Raw genomic sequence first — 21,265 nt, 5'->3', positions numbered from 1 at the left:
TCGCCATGACAGAGAACGAGACGGTGATGCTGTGCCTGGGCTTCGCCCTCGGCGCCCAGGGCATGGCCCTCCTCCATGCGTGGTGGAACATGCGCGACGCCGACCGGAGCCTGGCCGAATCGGAGGCCGCCAGGAAGCGCGCTGCCGGCGACCACTACCTGAGCAGCCTCCGCCTGTACCGCCTCCAGCAGCGGAGCCGGGTATGACCGCGTCCTGCGGCCTGTGCGACTGCGCCCTGGTCGACGGCTACCTCTGCCCGGGCGACACGCTCGCCCTGGCGGAGCGCCTCGACCGCATGCCGAAGCTGTACGACGCGCTGGCCGGGTTCCTCAGCCCGGCCACGCGGGCCTCCGCCGAGTTCGTCTCCCGCGGCCACGCCGGCGCATCCCTGCCCGTCGACGAGGCGGTCCTCGACCTGCGCTACGGCGGCATCGCGCTGATCCTGGAGGGCTGGCGGTCCGGCGTCCAGAGGGTGCGCGGCTGGGGCGAGCCGACCACCGAGGGCAGCATCGGGGGCCGCGTCCTCCGTGCCGCCCGGTGGCTCGGGATGGAGCTCTCCTGGATCGCCGCCTCGTACCCGGCGGCCGGTGACCTGGCCCGCGAGATACGGGAGCTGGAGGGCGCCGTCCTGTCCATCGTCGGTGCCACCGAGGACCGCGGTAACCGGATCGGGAACTGCGTCGCGGTGGATGCTTCCGGCGTCGTCTGCGGGGCCGTCCTCCGGCACCGGCACGGCGAGACGAGGCTCGTCTGCCCGTGGTGCACATGCGTGTACGAGGCCCAGGACTTCCTGATGTTGAGGACGCTCCAGCCGGAAGGGGCGTGAAGACCTTGTATCCAATACCGGTGTTGGATAGGGTTGTCTCGATGGAACCGAAGCCCTGGCGGGACCGGCTCCGCGACGAGGAAGAGCTGTTGGCGCAGCTCAACCACGCCGTATCCGAGGCCGCCACACGACGAGCCCAGGCCCTACGCGATGGCGTAGCGGAACTGGGCACCGTCGCCGCCGTCGCCCGGGACCTCGGCCGCAGCTGGCAGGCGGTCGACCAGGCGCTCAAGCGCGACGCCAAGAAGTCCGCGAAGGACGCCCCCACAACCGAATAGACAACGAGGGCCGGACAGCAGCTCCCAGGTGTTGGCGCACCCGGGGCGATCGCACCGCCCGACCCTCTACCGAACGTCCTGACCTAACCAGGAGTCGGCATGACCGATCATTTCGCGCGCCCTCACACGGCCGCAAGTTCCGAACGCGTCGCCCAGCTGCACAAGCTCTGCGACGCCGACTACGCCAAGGGCCAGGCCGAACGCGCCACCGTCCGCGTCCCCTCCCTGTCGTACATGGCGATCACCGCTGCCGCAGCAACGACCGAGCCCAGCGACCTCGAGGTCGCCGTCCGCGTCGCCCAGCAGCTGCTCGACAGCGACAGCGTCCTCTCCCTCCGCGAGGCCCTCCGCCTCCTGCTCCGCGCCCTCGGCGCCGAGCCGGTCACCGAGGAAGAGGCCGTCCGCCGCTCCGTCGACGCCCAGTTCCCCGCGATCGCCGCCTTCCTCGCCACCGAACGGGGTGAGGGCCAGTGAGCACCGAACCCCGCACCGCGACCATCAACCTGCTCACCGTCCAGCCGCTCGAGGTCGACGAACCGGCCTGGTGTGCCGGACACCCCGACCCCGACTCGGACGAGGCCGGCGCCCGCTTCCGCGTGGACATCACCCACGACACCCAGCCGATCGTCTTCAAGCTGGACGGCGTCCCCGTCGGCGAGGCATTGATCTCGCAGGCCCCGTTCGCCGACCGAGGCACCCGCGAGATCCAGGGCTTCCTCAGCCTCCACTACGGCGAGGACCGAGGGCGCAGCCCCGCCGAGCTGTACGACCTCGCCGCCGCCATTGAAGGGCACGCCGACCAGCTCCGCGAGCTCGCCGACCGGCTCGCCCGGATCCTCGACGGGGGTGAGGGCCAGTGAACAGGCTGAAGAGCATCGGCACGTGGGCGCTCCCGGTCGTACTGACCGTGATCGCCGTCGTGTGGGCGGTCGCCGCCATCGGCGACATCCTCACCGCGCAGGCGCACCCCGCGTTCGCGTACTCCGTCGCCGTGCTCTACGACGCGGTGTGGCTGTACGGGCTCGCCATGGAGACCGCGAGGCTGAGGCGGACGCCGCAGTGACCGCCTTCGAAGCATTCGAGGCGTACACCGAGACCCTCGATCAGCACCCCGTGCCGGACTGGCGCACCGACCTGCCCGCCCTGGTCTCCGACCGCGAGCTGGAAGCCCTCCTCGCCGGGGGCGTGCCGGACGACAACACCGCAGGTGGCACGGGGGGTCTCGCCATCACCGAGACCCAGGCCGGTCACGGTTCTGGCACGCCCCCTCTGGAGGGCCCGCGGGAGGCGAACAGCCGAGCCGTGGCCATGCTCGCCGTGGAGCTGTACGCGACCGATCCGCCGCCCTCGAAGCGCAAGTTCCGGGAGGCGATGCGCGCGGCAATGAACGCCCGCGGCCTCACCGGCGGGTGGGACGTCATCGACGCCCTGTACGACCGCGAGAAGCAGCTCGCCGAGGAAGGGGAGGGCCGGTCATGAGGTGGCTCATCTTCGGCGCCCTGGCCGCCGTCCTGCTGGTGCTCTACCCGGCGCTCGGCCCGGCCGCCCTCAGCGCGGTCGCCGCCGTCCTCTCCGAGCCGCTCGCCCTCGCGTTCGGCCTCGGCCTGACCGCCGGCCTCCGCGTCCGGTCGAGGAGGTGGACCCGGTGAACGAGCCCACTCCCCTCGACAAGGCCGAGGCCGCCGTGCGGGAGGCCGAGGTGAGCACGGACGTCGCCCGGATGGTCGCGGCCGTCCTCGCCACCCAGCAGGCCACCCAGCAGGCACCGGCGCCCGCCCTCCAGTGCCAGCACGACCACCGCCAGCGCCGCAGCGCGGGCGAGTGGATCGGCATCGCCTGCGCCGTTTGCGCCGCCAGCGTCGGCATCGCGTTCGCGTCGCTGGCCCTGGCCATCCTCGGCGGCGTCGCCGCCATCGTCGTCCTGGTCCTGCGGGACATGTGGCGAGACATGAAGAAGGGACGCTGACCATGGCGAACGGACCCGAGTTCAGCGACTTCACGACGGCCGAGAAGGCCCGCGTCGCCCGCCTGACCGCGCGCATGCTCCTGCCGCGCGCCAACCTCACCAAGCTGCAGCGGCAGATCGAGCGCATCGAGCAGGACGCGATGCGCCGCAAGACCAAGAAGTGACGCCTGGGGCGGCCGACGGCCGCCAAGCAAGCCGGCCGCCCCGGGCCTCCCAACCCCAGCAAGAGGCAGGTAGCCACCAGCATGACCGAGAACGTCGTCGCCCTTCACAAGACCACGCCGCCCGACCTCACCGACCCACTCAACGAGACCATCATCGACGTCATCCACGACGCCGAACCCCGGCCCGTCGACCCGCCCGAGCAGGCCCCGCACGTCGGCGCCTGGATCGCCGAGAAGCAGGCCTACCTCGCCGACGCCCCGCCCGTCGTGCCCACCTTCCTGCGCAACGCCGCCGAGTTCGTCGACGCCACCCGCTGGACCGCCTCCTACTACGCACACGTCATCGGCTTCCACACCCTGCGCGCCCCCGTCTACCTGGCCCGACTCCTGCTCCGCGCCCCCCGCGGCGCCGGACGCCTCATCGTCCGCTGGGGCAAGTGGGTCGCCGACACCGACGCCCGCCCCGTCGAGGCCAAGGCCGCCGCATCCGCCGACGTCGAAGCCTGGCTCGCCCTGTCCCGCGAGCACTCCCGCCGCGTCCGCCCGCGCCGCATCGCCTCCCTGGCCGTCGCCACCGCCACCGCCATCACCAGCACCGTCAGCGCCTTCCTGGTGCCCGGCTGGACGTTCACCGCCGCCGTGGCCGCCGCCGCCCTGTGCGGGCTGAACGGCCGCAAGGGCGACAAGCCCCTGATCACCCGCTACGTCGCCACCAACGTCATGCGCCGCCTCGACTCCACCGAGGTGTTCGACGCCCTCGCCGCCATCGGCATCGAGGGCAAGAAGGGACGCCGCGGCGTCGAGTTCGCCTCCGAAGTCATGCGCGACGGCCCCGGCTGGCGCGCCGAAGTCGACCTGCCCCCGGGCATCGAGGCCACCGCCGTCCTGGAGAAGCGCGCCGCCCTCGCCGCCGCCATGCGCCGCCCCATCAGCACCGTGTGGCCCGAAGCCGACCGCACCGCCCACCCCGGCCGCCTCGTCCTCTGGGTCGCCCAACGCGACCCCGCCAAGGCCGGCCGCAAGCTGTGGCCGCTCATGAAGGACGGCCAGGCCGACGTCTACGAGCCCCTGCCGTTCGGCTTCGACCCCCGCGGGAACCTCGTCGAGATCACCCTCATGTACTCGAACCTGCTGGTCGGAGGCATCCCCGGCTCCGGCAAGACGTCCTGCGCCCTCGCCATCGTCCTCGGCGTCGCCCTTGACCCCACCGCCGAACTCTGGATCTACGAACTCAAGGGCTCCGGCGACCTCGACTCCGTCAAGCCGATCTGCCACCGGTACGTCTCCGGCGACGAAGACGAGGACCTGGAGGCCGCCCTCGCCGGCATGCGCTCCGGCATCGCCGAGTACCAGCGCCGCGCCGCGTTCGTGCGGTCCCTGCCCGCCTCCGAGGTCCCCGAAGGCCGCAAGGTCACCCGCGCGCTCGCCGAGAAGTACCCCGAGCAGCAGCTCGGCCCCCGCGTCATCGTCATCGACGAGGTACAGGAGCTGTTCACCCACCCCGAGTACAAGGAAGAGGCCGCCGCCCTCGCCACCCGCCTGATCAAGAAGGCCCGCGCCTACGGCATCATCCTGATCCTCCTCACCCAGAACCCCGACGCCCCGAGCCTGCCCACCAGCGTCTCCAGCAGCGTCGGCACCCGTCTCTGCCTCGCCGTCATGGACTGGCGCGCCAACAACAACGTGCTGGGCACCGGCGCCTACGACCGCGGCCTGCGCGCCACCGACATCAGCGTCGACGAGCAGGGCACCGGCATCCTCGCCCGCGGCCGCGAAGGGATCACCGTCCGCGCCGCCTTCATCAAGCAGACCGAAGCCGACGACATCGCAGGGCGCGCCCTGGCGCTCCGCACAGCCGCCGGCACCCTCTCCGGGCAGTCCGTCGGCGCCGCCGTCGAGGAGAAGGACGTCGAGACCGTCGTAGACCACCTGCGCGCCATCTGGCCCGACGGCGCCGAGACCGTCCACTCCCACCGCCTCGTCGAAGCCCTCGCCGCTTACCGAGCCGACCTGTACCGGCCGTGGACGGAAATGGACGCCGCCGGAGCCTCCACCGCCCTCTCAGCCGCCCTCAAGCCGTTCAAGGTGAGCACCCGACAGCTCACCATCCGCGACTGCTGCGGCGGTGCCAAGGGCCTCCGCTGGGAGGACATCCCGGCCGCCGACGACGGCGAGTAGAGGCCCCGAAGCCGGTTTCGGATCAAGCCTGTGGTTTCACCTTGATCCGAAACCGGTTTCGCCCCCGATATCGGGGTTGAGCTGCACAGTTTCGGGTTTCGGGCCCTCGCCCGCAGCTCCGTCTCCAGCCCGAAACGGCACCTCAGGAGACCGCCCGCGAGCGACACCACCCTTCACCCCGGAGAGCCGCCTCCGCGGCCGCCTGCCCCGACCCGGACTCACGCTTCATCACAGAACAGCCACACGACTTACATTCGAGCTACACGTAGCGCGATGATGACTCCCCAGCACCAGAGTTCCCGGGGGGAACCATGCGCATCCGCAACATCGCAGCCGGACTCGCCGCCGCAGCGCTCCTCACGCTCACCGCCTGCGAAGGCACCGAGGACACCGGCTCCAGCAAGCCGTCCGCCGCCGCCGAGGACACCAGCGACAAGACGAAGCAGGACACGAGCACGCCCGAGACCGACGCAGACGCGCCCGCCGACGAGGCCGAAGCGGAAACTGCGACGCTGCCCGACCTCGTCGGCCAGGACCTCCAGGCCGCCCAAGACGAAGCACAGGCCGCCGGGTTCTACGTCCTCGACGACCAGGACGCCAGCGGCCAGCAGCGGCTGCAGGTCTTCGACCGCAACTGGACCGTGTGCAGCCAGGAGCCCGAGGCTGGCACGCACCCCACGGACACTCCCGTGACGCTGTACGCGGTCAAGGACGGCGAGAGCTGCTGAACCCCGCCCCGAGACGGGCCCCGCCGCGTACCCCGTCGCGGCGGGGCCCGCTGCATCATGGGGTTCATGGAGTCGCAGATGATCCGGCCCGGCCACCTCACCGCACACCAGACCGCGCGACAGCTCGGCATCACCCTCGACGGCGTCCGCCAACTCGTCCGCCGCGGCCAGCTCACCCGCTCCGGCGGCAGCCCACGACAGCCCTGGTACGCCGTCCCAGACGTCGCCGCCCTCGCCGTCAAGCGACAACACCGCAACGCTGCTTGACCACAGGTCACAGCGGGTGTCACGATCTCGGTGAACAACTGTGCCCTCAGACGGCACCACAGGCGCACGACGAAGCCCCGGCCGACTGCTCACCGGCTGGGGCTTCGTCGTGTCACAGGACGGCCACAGCAGCCCCCATGCCGCCCGCCCGCGACGCATGATGCCCCCAGCATCACGACTGTCCTGGGGGGACCATGCACGTCCGAAGAGCCGCTGTCGCCGCCCTACTCGCCGCTGCAACCGTCAGCGCCGGCTGCACCGCCGACAACGAGCCCACCGCGAAGAGCAAGAGCACACCCGCAACCACCAGCACCCCCAAGCCCTCTGAGTCCACACCAGAGCCACCCAGAGCCTTCGGAGAAACGCTCACCTGGACAGCCGACGACGGCATCGCCTTCGCCATGACCGTCATGGGCTACCAGCAGGACGTCGCCAAGAACTCCATCAGTGCCGACGAGGAGTTCGGTACCGACGGCTACGTCTGGGCTGCCGTCGACATCAAGGCCTGCCTCAAGAAGGGCAAGAGCGGAGTCACCCGCTATCCCTGGGCCCTCGCCTACGCCGACGGAACCCGCATCGAGCCCAGCACCGTCACCTACGGCGACTTCCCCAAGCCCGAGTACCCCTACGAAGCCCGCATGAAGGCGGGGGAATGCGTGCGCGGGAAGACGGTCTTCGCTGTCCCCGGGGACCAGAGGCCCGAACGCATCCTCTACACGTCGGAAACGCTGTCTGGGAACGCTGAGTGGGCGGTCCCCAAGTAGACCCAGGAGGAGGCGCCCGTGGCCGGCAACCCCCGCAACGGGCGCCCCTACCGCCGCCTCACCACCTGGCTCCGCGCCCAACGCCTGCCCTGCTGGCTCTGCGGCCACAACATCGGCTACGACCTCGACGCACGCCACCCGCTGTCCTTCACCCTCGACCACGAGCTGCCGCTCAGCCGCGGCGGCTCGCTGCTCGACAAGGCCAACGCCCGCGCCGCACACCGCCGCTGCAACAGCAGCAAGGGCAACCGCACAGCACCGTCACCCAGGGCAACACCACAGCGCGCCTCACGAAGGTGGTGACGCAGCGTGCTGTACGTCGTCACCGGCCCGCCGGCCGCGGGCAAGTCCAGCTGGATCGACGCGCACGCCAAGCCCACCGACATGGTCATCGACCTCGACCGCATCACCACCGCGCTCACCGGACCCGGCGCACCGCAGTGGAACCAGCATCCGCTCGCGCTCCGGGTCGCCCACCGCGCCCGGTACGCCGCCATGGACGAGGCCTTCCAACTCCTCGACCAGCTCGACGTCTACCTGATCCACACCATGCCGAGCGCCAAGCACATGACCAAGTACAAGCGGCTCAAGGCGCGCGTGATCGTGGTCGACCCAGGCGAAGCGGTCGTCATGCAGCGCATCGAAGCGATGCGGGATGCGGGTATGCAGAGGGTCGCGGCCCGCTGGTACAACGCCCGGCGAGGCAAGCCACGCGAGGCCATGCCGCAGGCGTCCCGCGCCTGGTGACCTGGAGTCACCGAGGGTGTGGCCGCCGGGCGGGGCGCCGCTGGGGCAGCCCGGTTGATGGACGTGATCAAGCTCGGCCAGGAGAGAGTGGATCAAAACTTCAGGGCGAGACCGGGCGACCCAAACGCCCTTGTCGCCCGATTTTTTGCGCGGCCCGATCCACTCGCTAATCACCGTGAACTCGGTTCGACTGAATTAGCAGACCGTCACTGTGCGTGACGTCACCCTCTGTGACGGCCGGGAGTGATCATGAGTGTCGCTGACAAGATCACCGAGGAGATCGCCGATCTTGAGGCCGAGTCGACTTCGCCCGGAATGGCGGCCGTCGCCCTCGACCTCGCCAAGGCGATGGACAGCACGGACGTCCCCGGCGCGAAGGCGCAGGCGGCCCACCAGCTCCGGGCGATCATGGCCGACCTGCGCAAGCTCGCGCCTGTCAAGGTGAAGGGGGACGCGGTCGATGACATTGCTGAGCAGCGAAAGAAGCGCCGTGAGTCCGCCCGCGAGCAGGCCGCTGGTGGCTGACGACGGCCCGGTGTACGGCTGGCAGGAGCCGCCGATCCAGGTAGCGCCGTCGGTGGTGTCCACGGCGGGCCAGGAGGCGATCGACCTGGCGGCCCGGGCCGGGCTCATCCTGGATCCGTGGCAGCAGCACGTGCTCCGGGTCGGCATGGGGGAGAAGCCGGACGGCAGTTGGGCGTCGTTCGAGGTCGCGGTCAATGTCCCTCGGCAGAACGGCAAGGGCGGAATCATCGAAGCCCGCGAGCTGTGGGGCCTGTTCATCGGCGGCGAGGAACTGATCCTCCACAGCGCGCACGAATTCAAGACGGCGAAGAACGCCTTCAAGCGGATCGAGCGTCTCATCCGTCAGACGCCAGGCTGGGCCGCCGCGGCGTGGCGCTCGTGCTGCTTGGCGCGGGCAAGGTGTGTTTCGGCCTGGGCTACATCCTCAGCCCGGAGCCCGACCCCCCGGGCCTCGAGGCACTGACCCGGTGGGCTGACCTGCGCTGCTGGGCGTCGGTCTGGGTGGTGTGCGGGGCGATCACGTTCGGGTCGGCGTGGCTGCGGATCGGCCGGGACCGGTGGGGCTTCATCGCCGCCCTGGTCCCGCCGTTCTTCTGGGGGAGCGCGTTTCTGTGGGGGGCAGCATCTGGCGATTTCCCGCGCGGACTGGCGGTCTTCGGCTGGTACGCCACCAGCCACATAGGGATGATCTTGTGGGCCGCGAGCGTACCGGAGTACGAGGTGCCCCACCTTGCAGTAGGGGAGAGACCGTGACCGGAGGGTGGGGGGTAGCGGCGGGGATCATAGGCTCCGTGCTCGGCGCGGCGGCTCTGCTGGGCGCCGGCCTGTTCGCGGCACGGGCTACGCGTGCTGCGGCCCGCACCACCGCCGAGGCCCAGCGGGCCGCGGCAGAGGCCGCGGCAGAACCGGCTCAGCGGCAGGCCGACCTGACGGCTTTCAAGGAAATCCGCGACGAGCTGAAGGAGAAGATCGAGCGGCAGGACCGCCGCATCGACGGCTTGTCCGGCCTGGTCTTGGCCTACTCCTGGACCGTGGACAAGCTGATCAGCCGCATGCGGGACCGCGGCATCAGCCCAGAGCCTGAAGACATCCACGACCGAGTGCGCGAGCACATGAGCACCGGAGCCTGACACCTCGGCCCCGTCCTCCCTTCCGGGAGGGCGGGGCCGCTTCGTCATGTCCGGGGCGGGGAGTCGACCACGAAGCTGCCCTTGCCGCGCACGGTGTGGACCAGGCCCCGCTCGACGAGCAGCTGCACGGCCGCCCGCGCGGTCGGCCGACTCACGCTGAACTCCTCCGTGATCGCCGCCTCGGATGGGATGCGGCGCCGCGGCGGATAGCTGCCGTCAGCGATGCGGGCAGCGAGGACCGAAGCGATCTGCTCGTAGAGGGGCTCAGGCCCGTCGAGGTCCACGGTCATATATCGACCGTAGGAGGCATACGACAATGCTTCGCGTCGTATGACGTCACCTGACAACACCTGACAAGTGGCGTTACCGTCGGACGCGAAAGACCCCCGCGACCGCGCGAACGGTCCGGGGGCGTGGCCGACTAACGAGGAGTCGACATGCCGCACGGTACATCCCGACCATTCACCGTGGCAGGGCTAGCGGTACCACCGCCGGACATCGCCACGATGCGCACCGCGGCGCACCGCCTGCTCGACCAGGACGCCCAGGAACCTGCCCCTGAAGAGCTGGCGACGCTCACGCTGCAGCTGCGCGGGCACATCCAGTTGCTGATCCCCGAGGTAGGGATCAGGGCCTCCCGGCTGCCGAAGAACGCCATCCCCCGAGCCTGCGCGCTGGCATGCATCGGCGAGGCCGAGATGCGGCTGCGACTGGGGCCGGGCGACAACGACGCCGTCCGCAGGACCGTCGCCACCAAGCTGGCCCGATCGGTGAACGCCTTGTGCGACCACTTCGAGAACCTCGGCAACGAGTCCCCCTGATCCCCCGCCCGCCCCCGCACCCCGTGAACTACCGGGCGGGCGGGACCAGGCCCCGGCCGGACGCCGATCCGGCCGGGGCCGACGTATGTCCTACGCCTTCGGGGCGACTCGGACCGCCATGCCGCGCTCGCAGTCCGGGCACGTCCTCCCGCTCACGCCCCTCGCCGGCCAGTCGAGGTCAGGCCGCACGTCGTAGACGATCGTGTGGTCGTGCCCGCGAGGGTGGAAGGGGAATCGTCCGGCCTCGACGTCGTAGGCATGAACCGTGATGCCGGACTCGTCGGCGCCGCGCAGAAGCCCCGATGCGTCGTCCGCCTCCAGGGCGATCTTCAGGTTGGTCATGAGGACAGACTGGTTCGCCGTCGGCGGCAACGCCAGGAATCCGCGAAACGAATTTCGCCCCCCTCCCCCACTGGTCCCACCAGGAGCCGCAAACGAGGTCACCTTGGATTCGAAGGCCGCAGCGCGGGCAGCCCAGGATGGAGGCAAAGCCGCAGGTCAGAGGCCGTCCAAATCACTCCGCGGACGCTCGCAAAGTGATCACTCGTCAATGGTGTCTCAGAGGGATCTTTGGGTTGCCGCTGCCGGTCCCGCCGCTGATGAGGAAGGACAACCGCGCGCCGACCAGGGCCCGCAGCACCCTGTCCCCGCCCGGCGGCACCGTCCCCGCCGCGACCAGTTCGTCGAGCCTGAACGCCCGAGGCCGCGCCACCCGAAGCGACAGACAGGCGCACCCCACGGCCACCGGTGGGAGCACCGCGTGCAGACGGGTCCCGTCGGGCAGCCGGGCGTCCACCCAGGGCCGGGCGTCGTCCAGCCGCCGGCCGGCCACCGCGGCCAGGCGCTGCGCGAGACGACGTACGGCGGCCGCGTCGGGGAAGGACACGGAGGTCAGCTCCAGGCCCCCGCCCCGGTCGACCCAGACCCGGTCCGGTGCCGAGACCAGCACGTCGGTGACGGCGGGATCGGCGAGCAGTGGCTCCAGCGGGCCGCTTCCGACCAGCTCGGACCGTAACCGCTCGGCCGCACCGAGCACTTCGGCGTCGCCCAGCACCCTGCCCTGTTCCCGCAGGGCCTGCGCGACCCGGGCCGGAGTCGGCTCGGCCCCGCTCTCCGCCAGCCACTGCCGCACCCCATCGAGCAGCCCCGCCGGCACGTCCGCCGCGCCGCCGGCTCCGCTCACCGCCCACCGCCCGGGCGCGCCCCCCACGCCAGCCGACCGGGCTCCCACTTCACGGACTGCCGTCCGGGCCGGCACCCCACCGGCGCCCAGGGCCCACCCTTCCGAACCTTCCGGCCCCCCTCCCACGCCCGCCTGCCCCGGCCGCCGACCGGGACCACTCACCGCCCAACGAGGCACCCGCGCCCGTGCACTCGCACTCGCACCCCCTGCCGACACCATCGCCGCGCCCCCGCGCGCCGCGTCCGCACTCACCCGGCCACCGCCTCCCTCTCCCACAGCGCAGCCCTCCTCTCCATGTCGCCCCTCACGCCGCCCTTGCCTCGCACAGCGCGCGCTCCCAGAACTCCCGGCAGAAGCGGGCGAGCGGACCCCGCGCCGCCGCGCCGGGTGGCTCCCTGTGCTCGTGGGGCCGCAGCAGACCCGGGTCCACCGGCACCGCGCCCACCAGCGGCAGATCCAGGAGCCGGGCCACTTCCCGGTCGTCGAGTCCGGGCGCGTAGGGCCCTCGCACGGCCAGGCGCAGATCTCTCAGCAGTAGTTGGACCGCCGAGGCCACCTGCCGTGCCGCGGCGACCGCGCGCAGCTCGGCGGGGACGACGAGGATGCCGACGTCGAGCTGGGCCAGGGCTTCGGCGACACCGTCGTCGATCCGGCGGGGCAGGTCGACGACGACGGCTCCGCCGCGGCGGCGGGCCGCCGCCAGTACGGCGCGCATCGCCTGCGGAGGAACGGCGACGCTGTCGCCCCGGTCCCAGCTGAGCACCCGCAGGGAGTGCAGTTCGGGCAGGGACTCCTCGAGGGCGCCGCTGCCCAGCCGTCCGCGTGAGCCGGCGAAGGCCGGCCAGCGCAGGCCCTCCACCGCCTCCCCACCGAGGACGACGTCGAGTCCGCCGCCCAGTGGATCGCCGTCCACCAGCAGCGTGCGCAGTCCCTCGCGCGCGGCGGTCACGGCGAGGGCACACGCGAGCGTGGAGGCCCCGGATCCGCCGCGGCCGCCGATGACCCCGACGGTGAGGGCGGGCCGGCCGACGCCTTCGGCGACGTCGGCGATCCGGTCGACCAGCCACTGCTCGCCGTCGGGAAGCATCAGGACGTGGTCGGCACCGATCTCGACGGCCCGGCGCCAGCCCCCGAGTCGTCCTGGTCCCGGCCGACGAGGACCACACCGCCTCGGCGTCCGGCGCCGCGCACCCGGCGGGCGGCGTCGTCGCCGACGAGCACGAGCGGCGCGGCCTCCCAACTGCTCCAGGGCTCGGGCACCCCGTGGTGGACCTCGGGTGTGGCGCCGGCCGCCGCGCACAGGCGCAGCAGGTCGTCGAGCAGGTCGGCGTCCTCGGTGACGATCAACGGCTTTCCGGGCCGCCCGGAGGCGGGCTCCGGCGGATCGTGTGTGACGGCTGCGGTCACGGTTTCCATCCCCCATCGCTGCATCGCTCGCGCGGCCCTGCGGCCACGCCATTCCCAAAGGTGTGAAGAGCCGGTAAGCGGCCCCCACATGAACGGCCGATAGGAACCGGCCAATCACGCCCGACAAACCGGAACCGGCCATGAAGTCGGACCGCCGGGACGCGTTGGAATCACGATGCAGCGATCCGGCAAATCGTGTGGATCTTGGTCAATAACTGTGGACAACTCGGTAGTTGTGAATATGACCGTCACCCAAACCGGTGAGCCATGCACCCATCTCTGGACGATCTCCCCGCAGTGGCGCGACGATTACACAGTGTCACGGATCAGAAGCATGCCGAAAGCGCGGCCACAGCCGCCCGGCTTCGGCCTCGCGGCCACGCTCGTAAGGGGAAAACGGCCCCGGACATGCGACGACCCCCGCCGGGGGGGAGAGCGGGGGTCGTCTCCACGGCCGACTCGGGGGGGGGGAGGAGTCGGACCGGGTTAGCACGGTCGCGAACGATCCGTGACTTCCATGGTGTACCCGAGAGCCTTCTCAAGCAAACCCACGCGCCCACCTTACGCCGAATGGGCTGCGCCTATGCTCAGGGTCGTGGAAAACCACTCCTTGCCCCGCACAGCCGCCTTCTTTGACCTGGACAAGACGGTCATTGCGAAGTCGAGCACGCTCACGTTCAGCAAGTCGTTCTACCAAGGCGGCCTGATCAACCGCCGGGCCGCCTTGCGGACCGCCTATGCGCAGTTCGTCTTCCGCGTGGGCGGTATGGACCACGACCAGATGGAGCGCACCCGCGAGTACCTCTCGGCGATGGTCCGCGGCTGGAACGTCCAGCAGGTCAAAGAGATCGTCGCCGAGACGCTGCACGACCTCATCGACCCGATCATCTACGACGAGGCGGCGTCCCTCATCGAGGAGCACCACACGGCCGGCCGCGACGTCGTGATCGTGTCGACGTCCGGCGCCGAGGTCGTCGAGCCCATCGGTGAGTTGCTCGGCGCCGACCGCGTGGTGGCGACGCGCATGGTCGTCGGCGACGACGGCTGCTTCACCGGAGAGGTGGAGTACTACGCGTACGGCCCGACCAAGGCCGAGGCGATCCGGGAGCTGGCCGCGTCCGAGGGCTACGACCTCGCTCGTTGCTACGCCTACAGCGACTCGGCCACCGATCTGCCGATGCTGCAGACCGTCGGGCACCCGCACGCTGTGAACCCGGACCGCGCGCTGCGCCGCGAGGCGCTCGCGCGCGGGTGGCCGATTCTCGACTTCCACCGGCCGGTCCGGCTCAAGCAGCGCCTCCCCGCCTTCTCGGTACCGCCGCGACCCGCCCTGGTCGCGGCGGCCGCCATAGGCGCGGCCGCGGCCACCGCCGGCCTCGTCTGGTACGCCAGCCGGCGCCGTACGGCGCTCGCCTGAACCGCGCGCCCGCCGCCTCTCTCGTCACGTGCGGATATCGGTGCCCGTTTGGCCCGTATTTGAGAGTAAAAGTAAAGAACTGCAGCGAGGTCTTCCGCTTGGTTGCGGTTCGGAGTACAAAGGACTCAACGGCCCGCGAGACCAAGGACATCCGAGAGGATCACCTTAGCTACGCATTTTGGCCCCACGGACCGAGCATGGACATCGAGCACCCACGCGACGTCGACCCGTCGAATACGGGCCAGCCGCACCAGGTGACGGGCAATGTTCCCGACCTGATGGGCAATACATCGAGGACGCTTGGTAACGCGGTGGACATGCCAGCGGCGGTACGATTTTTCGTACCGCCGCATTTCGTCGTCCGGGTTCTCCGCGACTCACGCGGCTCACTGAATTCACATCGCGCCACGCCGCAAAGCGCCGCTCACGCGGCTCCGCGCTGAAGCGCCTCGCAGACCGCCATCGACTCGCGCGCGCCCAGCTCGACCGCCTTGCCGCAGTGGGCGATCCAGGCCGCCACGCCCTCGGGGGTGCCGGAGACGTAGCCGTCGAGCGCCGCCAGATAGGCCGCACGGCCCAGCTCGGCGTGCCCCACCTCGGCGGCGCACACCGACTTCGGGTCGAGCCCGCTGCCGACCAGGACAACCCGCTCGGCCGTACGCGCGACCAGGCCGTTGTGGGAGGGGAAGGGGCGCAGCGCGAGCAGCTCGCCGTGCACGACGGCGGCCGTCACCAGCGCGGGCGCCGATCCGCCCGCGATGATCAGCTCGGAGAGCCCCTCCAGCCGGCCGTGCGCCTCCGCGGCGCTCGGCAGGGGCAGCTCGATCAGCGGTTCGTCGACCGCCTCGCCCTCCTGCCGCGGCCGCCCGACCCGCTCGTCACCGTCCGCCGCGGCCACCAGGTGCAGCCGGGCCAGCACCCGCAGCGGCGACTGACGCCAGATGGACAGAAGTTGACCGGCCTCGGCGGTGAGCCGCAGGGCCGCGCCCATCACGCGCGCCTCGTCGTCACCGCTGAAGTCGGTACGCCGGCGCACCTCCTCGAGCGCCCAGTCCGCCCCGGACAGCGCCGCGGAGCCACGGGCGCCGCGCAGGGCCGCCTCGGACGTGATCTCGTTGCTGCGGCGCCGCATTATCCGGTGCCCGTACACCCGGTCGACTGCCTTGCGCACCGACTCCACGGCCTCGGGCACACCGGGGAGCGACCCGAGGGCCGCGAGCGGATCGGCGGACGCGCCTGTCGTACTCATGAGTACGACATTACGCGCCGCCCGCGATCCGGCCGCCACCCCGTCCGGCTTCTCGCCCGCCAGGCGCCAGCCTCCGCCCCTCGATCGGGTGGCCTTTCGGGCACGCCTGCCACGTACAGCTATCTTCCGACTACTCTTGGTGAACATGAAAATTGCTTTCGTCGGGAAGGGCGGCAGCGGAAAGACGACGCTGTCCTCCCTGTTCATCCGCCATCTGGCGGCGGCCGGAGCGCCGGTCGTCGCCATCGACGCCGACATCAACCAGCACCTCGGAGCCGCGCTCGGCCTCGACGAGAGGGAGGCCGCCGCGGTCCCCGCGATGGGCGAGCGGCTGCCACTGATCAAGGACTACCTGCGGGGCCACAACCCGCGCATCGCGTCCGCCGCGACGATGATCAAGACGACGCCGCCGGGTGAGGGGTCGCGGCTGGTGCGGGTGCGCGAGCCGAACCCGGTGTACGACGCCTGCGCCCGGCCGGTGGAACTCGACGGCGGCGCCGTCCGTTTGATGGTCACCGGCTCCTTCACCGACTCCGACCTCGGGGTCGCCTGCTACCACTCCAAGACGGGAGCGGTGGAGCTGTTCCTGAACCACCTGGTGGACGGCCGCGACGAGTACGTCGTGGTCGACATGACGGCGGGCTCGGACTCCTTCGCCTCCGGGATGTTCACCCGCTTCGACATCACGTTCCTCGTCGCCGAGCCGACCCGGAAGGGAGTCTCGGTCTACCGCCAGTACCGGGACTACGCGCGCGACTACGGAATCGTCCTCAAGGTCGTCGGGAACAAGGTCCAGGGGCAGGACGACCTGGACTTCCTGCGCGCCGAGGTCGGGGACGACCTGCTGGTGACCGTCGGGCACTCGGACTGGGTGCGGGCCATGGAGAAGGGCCGTCCGCCGCGGTTCGAGCTCCTGGAGGACGCCAACCACACGGCTCTGCACCGGCTGCGGACAGCCGCCGACGACACGTACGAGCTGCGCGACTGGGAGCGCTACACCCGTCAGATGGTGCACTTCCACCTGAAGAACGCCCAGTCCTGGGGGAACGAGCGCACCGGGGCCGATCTGGCCGCGCAGATCGACCCCGGGTTCGTCCTCGGCGAGCACCTCGTGGCGCTCTCCGGGGCGGACTCCTCCCTGTCCCCCACCGCCTGACCCACCGGCCCGCCCGTCCGGCCCCGTTCCGCCGCCGGCCGGCCGGCCGGGTCTACCGCCCGGCCGGCGGCGCCCCCGGCACTCCCTTCGGAGCCGGGGCGCCGCCGCCCGACAGGAAGGACGCCCAGCCCTGCCTCGGGGCCTCGCCGACGCTCAGCGTGCGCAGCTTGCGCAGGGTCGCGGGGTCCTGGGCGTCGAGCCAGTCGACGAGCTGGCGGAAGGACACGCAGCGCACGTCGGGCTTGTTGCAGACGGCTTCGACGACCTCCTCCACGGCACGCATGTAGGTGCCGCCGTTCCAGGACTCGAAGTGGTTGCCGATGATCAGGGGGGCGCGGTTGCCGTGGTACGCCCGCTGGAAGCCCATGAGCAGCCCGTCCCGCATCTGGTCACCCCAGAACTCGTGTTTGGCGGGGTCGCCCTGGGTCTTGGCGCCGGACTGGTTGACCATGAAGTTGTAGTCCATGGTGAGCTGTTCGTAGGAGTGCCCGGGGAACGGCACCAGCTGCATCGACAGGTCCCAGATGCCGTCGTTCTTCGTGGGCCAGAGCTGGTTGTTGACGCCGCTGGAGTCGTAGCGGAAGCCCATCTCCCGGGCGGCCCTCACGAAGTTCGAGCGGCCTTCCAGGCAGGGTGTGCGGGCGCCGATGAGTTCCTTGTCGTAGTCGAAGGGCAGGGGGTCCGCCTGTGCCATCCCGGTGTTGGTCTTCCAGGACTTCACGAACCTCTTGGCCTGGGTGATCTCCTCCTTCCACTCCTTCACCGACCACTCGCCGACCCCGCCGCCCTTGCCGCAGAAGTGCCCGTTGAAGTGGGTGCCGATCTCGTTGCCCTCCAGCCACGCGAGGCGCAGCTGCCGCACGGTGTCGGCGATCCCCTGCTGGTCGTTGAAGCCGATGTCCGAGCGGCCCGGGGAGTGCTGCGGCGGCCGGTACAGGTCGCGCTTGTCCTCCGGCAGCATGTACACGCCGCTGAGGAAGTACGTCATGGTCGCGTTGTTGGCCTTGGCGACCTTGCGGAAGTGGGAGAACAGCCTCTGGCTGTCCTCACCGGCGCCGTCCCACGAGAACACAACGAACTGCGGCGGCTTCTGGCCCGGCTTCAGCCTCGCCGGCCGCGGCAGATGAGGCTGCGCACCGGTGTACGCCGTGGAGCCGTCGCCGATCAGACGGATCGCGCTCTTCGGGGCGGGAGCCACCGGCTTCTGCTTCTGCGGCCCGGGCGCGGCCTGCCCGTCCGGGTCGGAACCGATCGCGCATCCCGCGAGCGACGCCGCGCAGACGGCGGCGATCGCGGTGCCCGCGGCGATCCTGCGGGGCACGGCGGACCGATGCGGTGGGGCGCATCCGCGGGATGTGGCCGACCTGGCGGGTGTGGCGGTGGCGCGGTGAGGAGCGGTCCTGCGGGTGGCGGCCATGTCCCTCCACCTTCTTCCTTCTCTCGGGTCCGGCGGCGCCGCCAAGATCGCACGAGTCGAAGGTGGAATTAATACGACAAGCCGACTAATCAGCGGCTTCATCCTCCAGAGGGATTTATTAGTCCATTTGCTCGGACACTCTATTCCCTTCCTTTACTCTCCATTACGATTCGTTTACCGACTGTCACCACCCGCCGCTGTACGCCGTGCCCACACGGCCGCGACAGACCCTGGCACACCGCCAGGAGCCCCACGATCCGCGACCGCGCTGCCCCGGAGGAGACGGGAACATGTCAGCCTGCACCCCCACACGCCACGACGACGCCAACCGAAAGGAGCACAGCCACGAGCCGCACAGTCCGCCGCGCCGGCGCCGCGGCCCCCGCCTCGCCGGCGCCGACGTATCGGCGTCCATCGCGGTCTTCCTGATCGCCCTCCCGCTTTCCCTGGGCATCGCCCTCGCCACCGGCGCCCCCCTCCAGGCCGGCCTCGTGGCCGCCGCCGTCGGGGGAGTCGTCGTCGGACGGCTCGGCGGCGCCCCCCTCCAGGTGAGCGGCCCCGCCGCCGGACTCACCGTCGTGACCGCCGAGCTCATCCAGCGCTACGGATGGCGCACGACCTGTGCCATCACCGTCCTCGCCGGAGTCGCCCAGCTGGGCCTCGGACTCCTGCGCGTGGCGCGTGGCGCTCTCGCCGTGAGCCCGGCCATCGTGCACGGCATGCTCGCCGGAATCGGCGTCACCATCGCCGTGGCCCAACTGCACATCGTGCTCGGCGGCACCCCGCACAGCTCGGTCCTGCTCAACCTGCGGGACCTGCCGGCCCAGCTGGCCCAGGTACAGACCGCCGCCCTGTCGGTGAGCGCGCTGACCCTCGCGCTGCTGCTGGCCTGGCCCCGCCTTCCGGGCCGTGCCGGACGGCTCCTGAGGGCGGTGCCCGCGCCCCTCGTCGCCGTCACCGGGGCCACCGCCTGCGCGGCACTCCTCGGGTTCAGCCTGCCCAAGGTCGACCTGCCCTCCTGGAGCAGCCACGCCCTGGCCGGTCTCCCCGAAGGCCCCGTGTTGGGCCTGATCGCCGCCGTGCTCACGATCACGCTGGTGTGCAGCGTGCAGTCGCTGCTCGGCGCGGTCGCCGTGGACAAACTGATCGCCGCCCGGCCCGAGCTGTCCGCCCGCGTCGGCCGCGCCGACCTCGACCGCGAACTGCTCGGTCAGGGCGCCGCCAACGTCGTCTCCGGCGCCCTCGGCGGCCTGCCCATCGCCGGAGTGGCGGTCCGCAGCACGGCGAATGTGAACGCCGGTGCCGTCAGCAGGAACTCCACGATGCTGCACGGCGTTCTCGTAGTGATCGCCGCGCTGCTGATGGTCCCGGTCCTCGAGCTCATCCCGCTCGCCTCGCTCGCCGCCCTGGTGATGGCCGTCGGCATCCAGATGGTGTCCCTGCATCACATCCGCACGGTGACCCGCCACCGCGAAGTGCTCGTCTACGTCGTCACCACCCTCGGCGTGGTGTTCGTCGGCGTCCTCGAAGGCGTGACGCTGGGGATCGGCATGGCCGTCGCCGTCGCCCTGCACCGCCTGACCCGCACCCGGATCACACATCACGAGGAGGGAGGAGTCCATCACGTCCGCGTCAGAGGGCAGTTGACGTTCCTCGCGGTGCCCCGGCTCAGCCGGACCCTGCATCTCGTCCCCCACGGTGCCCACGCCGTCGTGGAGTTGGACGGCTCGTTCATGGACCACGCCGCGTACGAGTCCCTGCAGGACTGGCAGAACACCCAGGCGGCGCACGGCGGCACCGTCGAACTGGTCGGCCGCCGCGCCGGCGTCCGGATCGGCGAACCGATGGGAGCGGCGGGCTTCCACCTGGACGGCAGGCCGGGCACACCTGACGTGTCCGGCTGCCGCTGCCACCCGTGGACGCCGTGGCGCAACCACCAGTGCGCCATCCCGGAGACGGGCACCTCCGACCGCCCGACCAGCACCCCCGCCCGCCCCGGCATCACGGGCGAGGGGACACATGCACCCCAGGACACCGAGCCCTCCGGGCTCACCGACCGACTCACCGCGGACGCCGCATCGGCGGGGACACCGATGGTTCCGACGACCTCCTCCGGCCCCGGCGACCCGGCCGCCGACGGGACCGAGACGATCGGCGCCACCGGCAGCACCGGCACAGCCCGGCAACTGGCCCGCGGCATCAGCGCGTTCCAGCGCAACACCGCGCCGCTCGTGCGTGGCGAGCTGGCGCGGCTGGCACGGGAGGGGCAGCAGCCCTCGCAGCTGTTCCTCACCTGCGCGGACTCGCGCCTGGTCACCTCGATGATCACCAGCAGTGGCCCCGGTGACCTGTTCGTCGTCCGCAATGTCGGCAATCTCGTCCCGCCTCCCGGCGAGGAGAGCGGGGACGACTCGGTGGCCGCCGCGATCGAGTACGCGGTGGACGTGCTGCGGGTGCGGTCCGTCACGGTGTGCGGGCACTCCGGGTGCGGGGCCATGCAGGCCCTGCTCGCCTCCGGCCAGGATGCCGTGGACACCCCGCTCCGCAGATGGCTGCGGCACGGCGGACCGAGCGTCGCCCGGATGGCCGACAGGAGCCGGCCCACGGCCAGGCTCGCCGGGCGGGCGGCGGCCGACGCGGTCGAGCAGCTCTGCCTGACCAATGTGATCCAGCAGTTGGAGCATCTGCGCGCCCATGACTCGGTGAGCCGGGCCCTGCGGGCGGGAGAGCTGGAGTTGCACGGGATGTACTTCCACGTCGGGGAGGCGCAGGCGTACCTGCTGGCCGAAGGCGGGGAGGACGAGGTGTTCGACCACGTGGGGGCGGCCGACCTGTCGGCCTGAACCGGCGGATGCGCGGCCCCGCCCCCCGGCGCGGCCGCGCATCCGGCGAGCGGCATGACGCGGGAGCGGGGGCCGCGAGGGGCGGGGCCGTCCGGGCGACTCGTGCGGGGGTCCGCACAGGGCTGGGTGCCGGAGTGTGAAAGGGATTACACACCTGAACCGCGTGCGTACGGCGTCCGTGGGAACGGATGACCCCCGG

The 21,265-nt window shown here is 71.2% G+C and carries 28 protein-coding genes and 2 pseudogenes; 24 read left to right on the top strand and 6 right to left on the bottom strand.

Going from position 1 to position 21,265, the window contains the following annotated elements; translation table 11 throughout:
- The first annotated feature begins 5 nt into the window (after nt 1-5).
- From ACFRAC_RS21225 to ACFRAC_RS21135, 19 genes are all read left to right on the top strand, one after another.
- Nucleotides 6-206, top strand: a complete 201-nt coding sequence (locus ACFRAC_RS21225) for a hypothetical protein (protein WP_382925767.1) — start codon at nt 6-8, stop codon at nt 204-206.
- Nucleotides 203-826 carry a hypothetical protein gene (locus ACFRAC_RS21220; RefSeq protein WP_382925763.1) on the top strand — a complete coding sequence of 208 codons (624 nt, stop codon included), beginning with the start codon at nt 203-205 and terminating at the stop codon, nt 824-826. Before ACFRAC_RS21225 ends, ACFRAC_RS21220 begins: the two co-directional genes overlap by 4 nt.
- Before the next feature lie 41 nt (nt 827-867).
- A complete protein-coding gene (locus ACFRAC_RS21215) occupies nt 868-1,104 on the top strand; it encodes a hypothetical protein (RefSeq protein WP_382925761.1) in 237 nt (78 codons plus the stop codon).
- Between the two features lie 99 nt (nt 1,105-1,203).
- Nucleotides 1,204-1,578: a hypothetical protein gene (locus tag ACFRAC_RS21210; RefSeq protein WP_382925758.1), complete on the top strand. Its 375-nt coding sequence runs from the start codon at nt 1,204-1,206 to the stop codon at nt 1,576-1,578.
- A complete protein-coding gene (locus tag ACFRAC_RS21205) occupies nt 1,575-1,964 on the top strand; it encodes a DUF6907 domain-containing protein (protein WP_382925756.1) in 390 nt (129 codons plus the stop codon). Before ACFRAC_RS21210 ends, ACFRAC_RS21205 begins: the two co-directional genes overlap by 4 nt.
- On the top strand, nt 1,961-2,167 hold the full coding sequence (locus ACFRAC_RS21200; RefSeq protein ID WP_382925752.1) for a hypothetical protein: 207 nt from the start codon (nt 1,961-1,963) through the stop codon (nt 2,165-2,167). The genes ACFRAC_RS21205 and ACFRAC_RS21200 overlap by 4 nt, the downstream gene beginning before the upstream one ends.
- Complete coding sequence (locus ACFRAC_RS21195) at nt 2,164-2,583, top strand: hypothetical protein (RefSeq protein ID WP_382925750.1); 420 nt, start codon at nt 2,164-2,166, stop codon at nt 2,581-2,583. Before ACFRAC_RS21200 ends, ACFRAC_RS21195 begins: the two co-directional genes overlap by 4 nt.
- Nucleotides 2,580-2,753 (top strand): hypothetical protein, encoded by a 174-nt coding sequence (locus ACFRAC_RS21190; RefSeq protein ID WP_382925747.1) that lies wholly within the window; start codon nt 2,580-2,582, stop codon nt 2,751-2,753. The genes ACFRAC_RS21195 and ACFRAC_RS21190 overlap by 4 nt, the downstream gene beginning before the upstream one ends.
- Entirely contained in the window at nt 2,750-3,070 is a 321-nt protein-coding gene (locus ACFRAC_RS21185) for a hypothetical protein (protein ID WP_382925744.1), read from the top strand. The genes ACFRAC_RS21190 and ACFRAC_RS21185 overlap by 4 nt, the downstream gene beginning before the upstream one ends.
- Nucleotides 3,071-3,072: 2 nt before the next feature.
- Nucleotides 3,073-3,234, top strand: coding sequence for a DUF6257 family protein (locus tag ACFRAC_RS21180; protein ID WP_382925741.1), 162 nt, complete (start codon nt 3,073-3,075; stop codon nt 3,232-3,234).
- Between the two features lie 81 nt (nt 3,235-3,315).
- Nucleotides 3,316-5,412, top strand: coding sequence for an FtsK/SpoIIIE domain-containing protein (locus tag ACFRAC_RS21175; protein WP_382925739.1), 2,097 nt, complete (start codon nt 3,316-3,318; stop codon nt 5,410-5,412).
- Nucleotides 5,413-5,723: 311 nt separating this feature from the next.
- Complete coding sequence (locus ACFRAC_RS21170) at nt 5,724-6,140, top strand: PASTA domain-containing protein (protein WP_382925736.1); 417 nt, start codon at nt 5,724-5,726, stop codon at nt 6,138-6,140.
- Nucleotides 6,141-6,206: 66 nt separating this feature from the next.
- The gene (locus ACFRAC_RS21165) at nt 6,207-6,407 is read left to right on the top strand and encodes a hypothetical protein (protein WP_382925734.1); all 201 of its coding nucleotides are present in this window, start codon (nt 6,207-6,209) and stop codon (nt 6,405-6,407) included.
- 194 nt (nt 6,408-6,601) lie between these two features.
- A complete protein-coding gene (locus ACFRAC_RS21160) occupies nt 6,602-7,171 on the top strand; it encodes a hypothetical protein (protein ID WP_382925732.1) in 570 nt (189 codons plus the stop codon).
- Between the two features lie 18 nt (nt 7,172-7,189).
- Nucleotides 7,190-7,474 carry an HNH endonuclease gene (locus tag ACFRAC_RS21155; protein WP_382925729.1) on the top strand — a complete coding sequence of 95 codons (285 nt, stop codon included), beginning with the start codon at nt 7,190-7,192 and terminating at the stop codon, nt 7,472-7,474.
- Nucleotides 7,475-7,480: 6 nt separating this feature from the next.
- Nucleotides 7,481-7,918 carry an AAA family ATPase gene (locus tag ACFRAC_RS21150; RefSeq protein ID WP_382925727.1) on the top strand — a complete coding sequence of 146 codons (438 nt, stop codon included), beginning with the start codon at nt 7,481-7,483 and terminating at the stop codon, nt 7,916-7,918.
- 249 nt (nt 7,919-8,167) lie between these two features.
- Nucleotides 8,168-8,443, top strand: coding sequence for a hypothetical protein (locus tag ACFRAC_RS21145; RefSeq protein WP_382925724.1), 276 nt, complete (start codon nt 8,168-8,170; stop codon nt 8,441-8,443).
- Nucleotides 8,436-8,906, top strand: coding sequence for a hypothetical protein (locus ACFRAC_RS21140; RefSeq protein ID WP_382925722.1), 471 nt, complete (start codon nt 8,436-8,438; stop codon nt 8,904-8,906). The genes ACFRAC_RS21145 and ACFRAC_RS21140 overlap by 8 nt, the downstream gene beginning before the upstream one ends.
- A 328-nt stretch (nt 8,907-9,234) precedes the next feature.
- A complete protein-coding gene (locus ACFRAC_RS21135) occupies nt 9,235-9,573 on the top strand; it encodes a hypothetical protein (protein WP_382925720.1) in 339 nt (112 codons plus the stop codon).
- A gap of 44 nt (nt 9,574-9,617) precedes the next feature.
- Here the strand turns inward: ACFRAC_RS21135 and ACFRAC_RS21130 are convergent, their stop codons facing one another.
- Nucleotides 9,618-9,863 carry a GntR family transcriptional regulator gene (locus ACFRAC_RS21130; protein ID WP_382925719.1) on the bottom strand — a complete coding sequence of 82 codons (246 nt, stop codon included), beginning with the start codon at nt 9,861-9,863 and terminating at the stop codon, nt 9,618-9,620.
- Between the two features lie 177 nt (nt 9,864-10,040).
- On the opposite strand from ACFRAC_RS21130, the gene ACFRAC_RS21125 reads away from it, so the two are divergent.
- Nucleotides 10,041-10,394, top strand: coding sequence for a DUF6415 family natural product biosynthesis protein (locus tag ACFRAC_RS21125; protein WP_382925716.1), 354 nt, complete (start codon nt 10,041-10,043; stop codon nt 10,392-10,394).
- 90 nt (nt 10,395-10,484) lie between these two features.
- Here the strand turns inward: ACFRAC_RS21125 and ACFRAC_RS21120 are convergent, their stop codons facing one another.
- The 3 genes and pseudogenes from ACFRAC_RS21120 to ssd all read right to left on the bottom strand — a co-directional run bounded on the left by ACFRAC_RS21120 (nt 10,485) and on the right by ssd (nt 12,993).
- Nucleotides 10,485-10,736, bottom strand: a complete 252-nt coding sequence (locus tag ACFRAC_RS21120; RefSeq protein WP_382925713.1) for a hypothetical protein — start codon at nt 10,734-10,736, stop codon at nt 10,485-10,487.
- Between the two features lie 235 nt (nt 10,737-10,971).
- Nucleotides 10,972-11,577 (bottom strand): annotated as a pseudogene (locus ACFRAC_RS21115) (ATPase, T2SS/T4P/T4SS family); the annotation flags it as partial.
- Nucleotides 11,578-11,881: 304 nt separating this feature from the next.
- Nucleotides 11,882-12,993, bottom strand: a pseudogene (ssd, locus tag ACFRAC_RS21110) (septum site-determining protein Ssd).
- A gap of 574 nt (nt 12,994-13,567) precedes the next feature.
- Here ssd and ACFRAC_RS21105 point away from each other — a divergent pair.
- A complete protein-coding gene (locus ACFRAC_RS21105; protein ID WP_382925710.1) occupies nt 13,568-14,401 on the top strand; it encodes an HAD family hydrolase in 834 nt (277 codons plus the stop codon).
- Nucleotides 14,402-14,598: 197 nt separating this feature from the next.
- Nucleotides 14,599-14,844: a hypothetical protein gene (locus ACFRAC_RS21100; protein ID WP_382925708.1), complete on the top strand. Its 246-nt coding sequence runs from the start codon at nt 14,599-14,601 to the stop codon at nt 14,842-14,844.
- Here the strand turns inward: ACFRAC_RS21100 and ACFRAC_RS21095 are convergent.
- Nucleotides 14,826-15,650: an oxidoreductase gene (locus tag ACFRAC_RS21095; protein WP_382925706.1), complete on the bottom strand. Its 825-nt coding sequence runs from the start codon at nt 15,648-15,650 to the stop codon at nt 14,826-14,828. The genes ACFRAC_RS21100 and ACFRAC_RS21095 overlap by 19 nt on opposite strands.
- Nucleotides 15,651-15,795: 145 nt before the next feature.
- On the opposite strand from ACFRAC_RS21095, the gene ACFRAC_RS21090 reads away from it, so the two are divergent.
- Complete coding sequence (locus ACFRAC_RS21090) at nt 15,796-16,806, top strand: ATP-binding protein (RefSeq protein ID WP_382925704.1); 1,011 nt, start codon at nt 15,796-15,798, stop codon at nt 16,804-16,806.
- A gap of 52 nt (nt 16,807-16,858) precedes the next feature.
- Here ACFRAC_RS21090 and ACFRAC_RS21085 read toward each other — a convergent pair whose 3' ends face one another.
- Nucleotides 16,859-18,223: a hypothetical protein gene (locus ACFRAC_RS21085; protein ID WP_382925702.1), complete on the bottom strand. Its 1,365-nt coding sequence runs from the start codon at nt 18,221-18,223 to the stop codon at nt 16,859-16,861.
- Nucleotides 18,224-18,513: 290 nt separating this feature from the next.
- Between ACFRAC_RS21085 and ACFRAC_RS21080 the strand changes: the two genes are divergently transcribed.
- Complete coding sequence (locus tag ACFRAC_RS21080; protein WP_382925699.1) at nt 18,514-21,066, top strand: SulP family inorganic anion transporter; 2,553 nt, start codon at nt 18,514-18,516, stop codon at nt 21,064-21,066.
- Nucleotides 21,067-21,265 lie beyond the last annotated feature (199 nt).

Source organism: Streptomyces sp. NPDC056628 (genome assembly GCF_042792555.1).
Taxonomy (GTDB): domain Bacteria; phylum Actinomycetota; class Actinomycetes; order Streptomycetales; family Streptomycetaceae; genus Streptomyces.
This window is presented reverse-complemented; position numbering and strand designations above follow the sequence as displayed.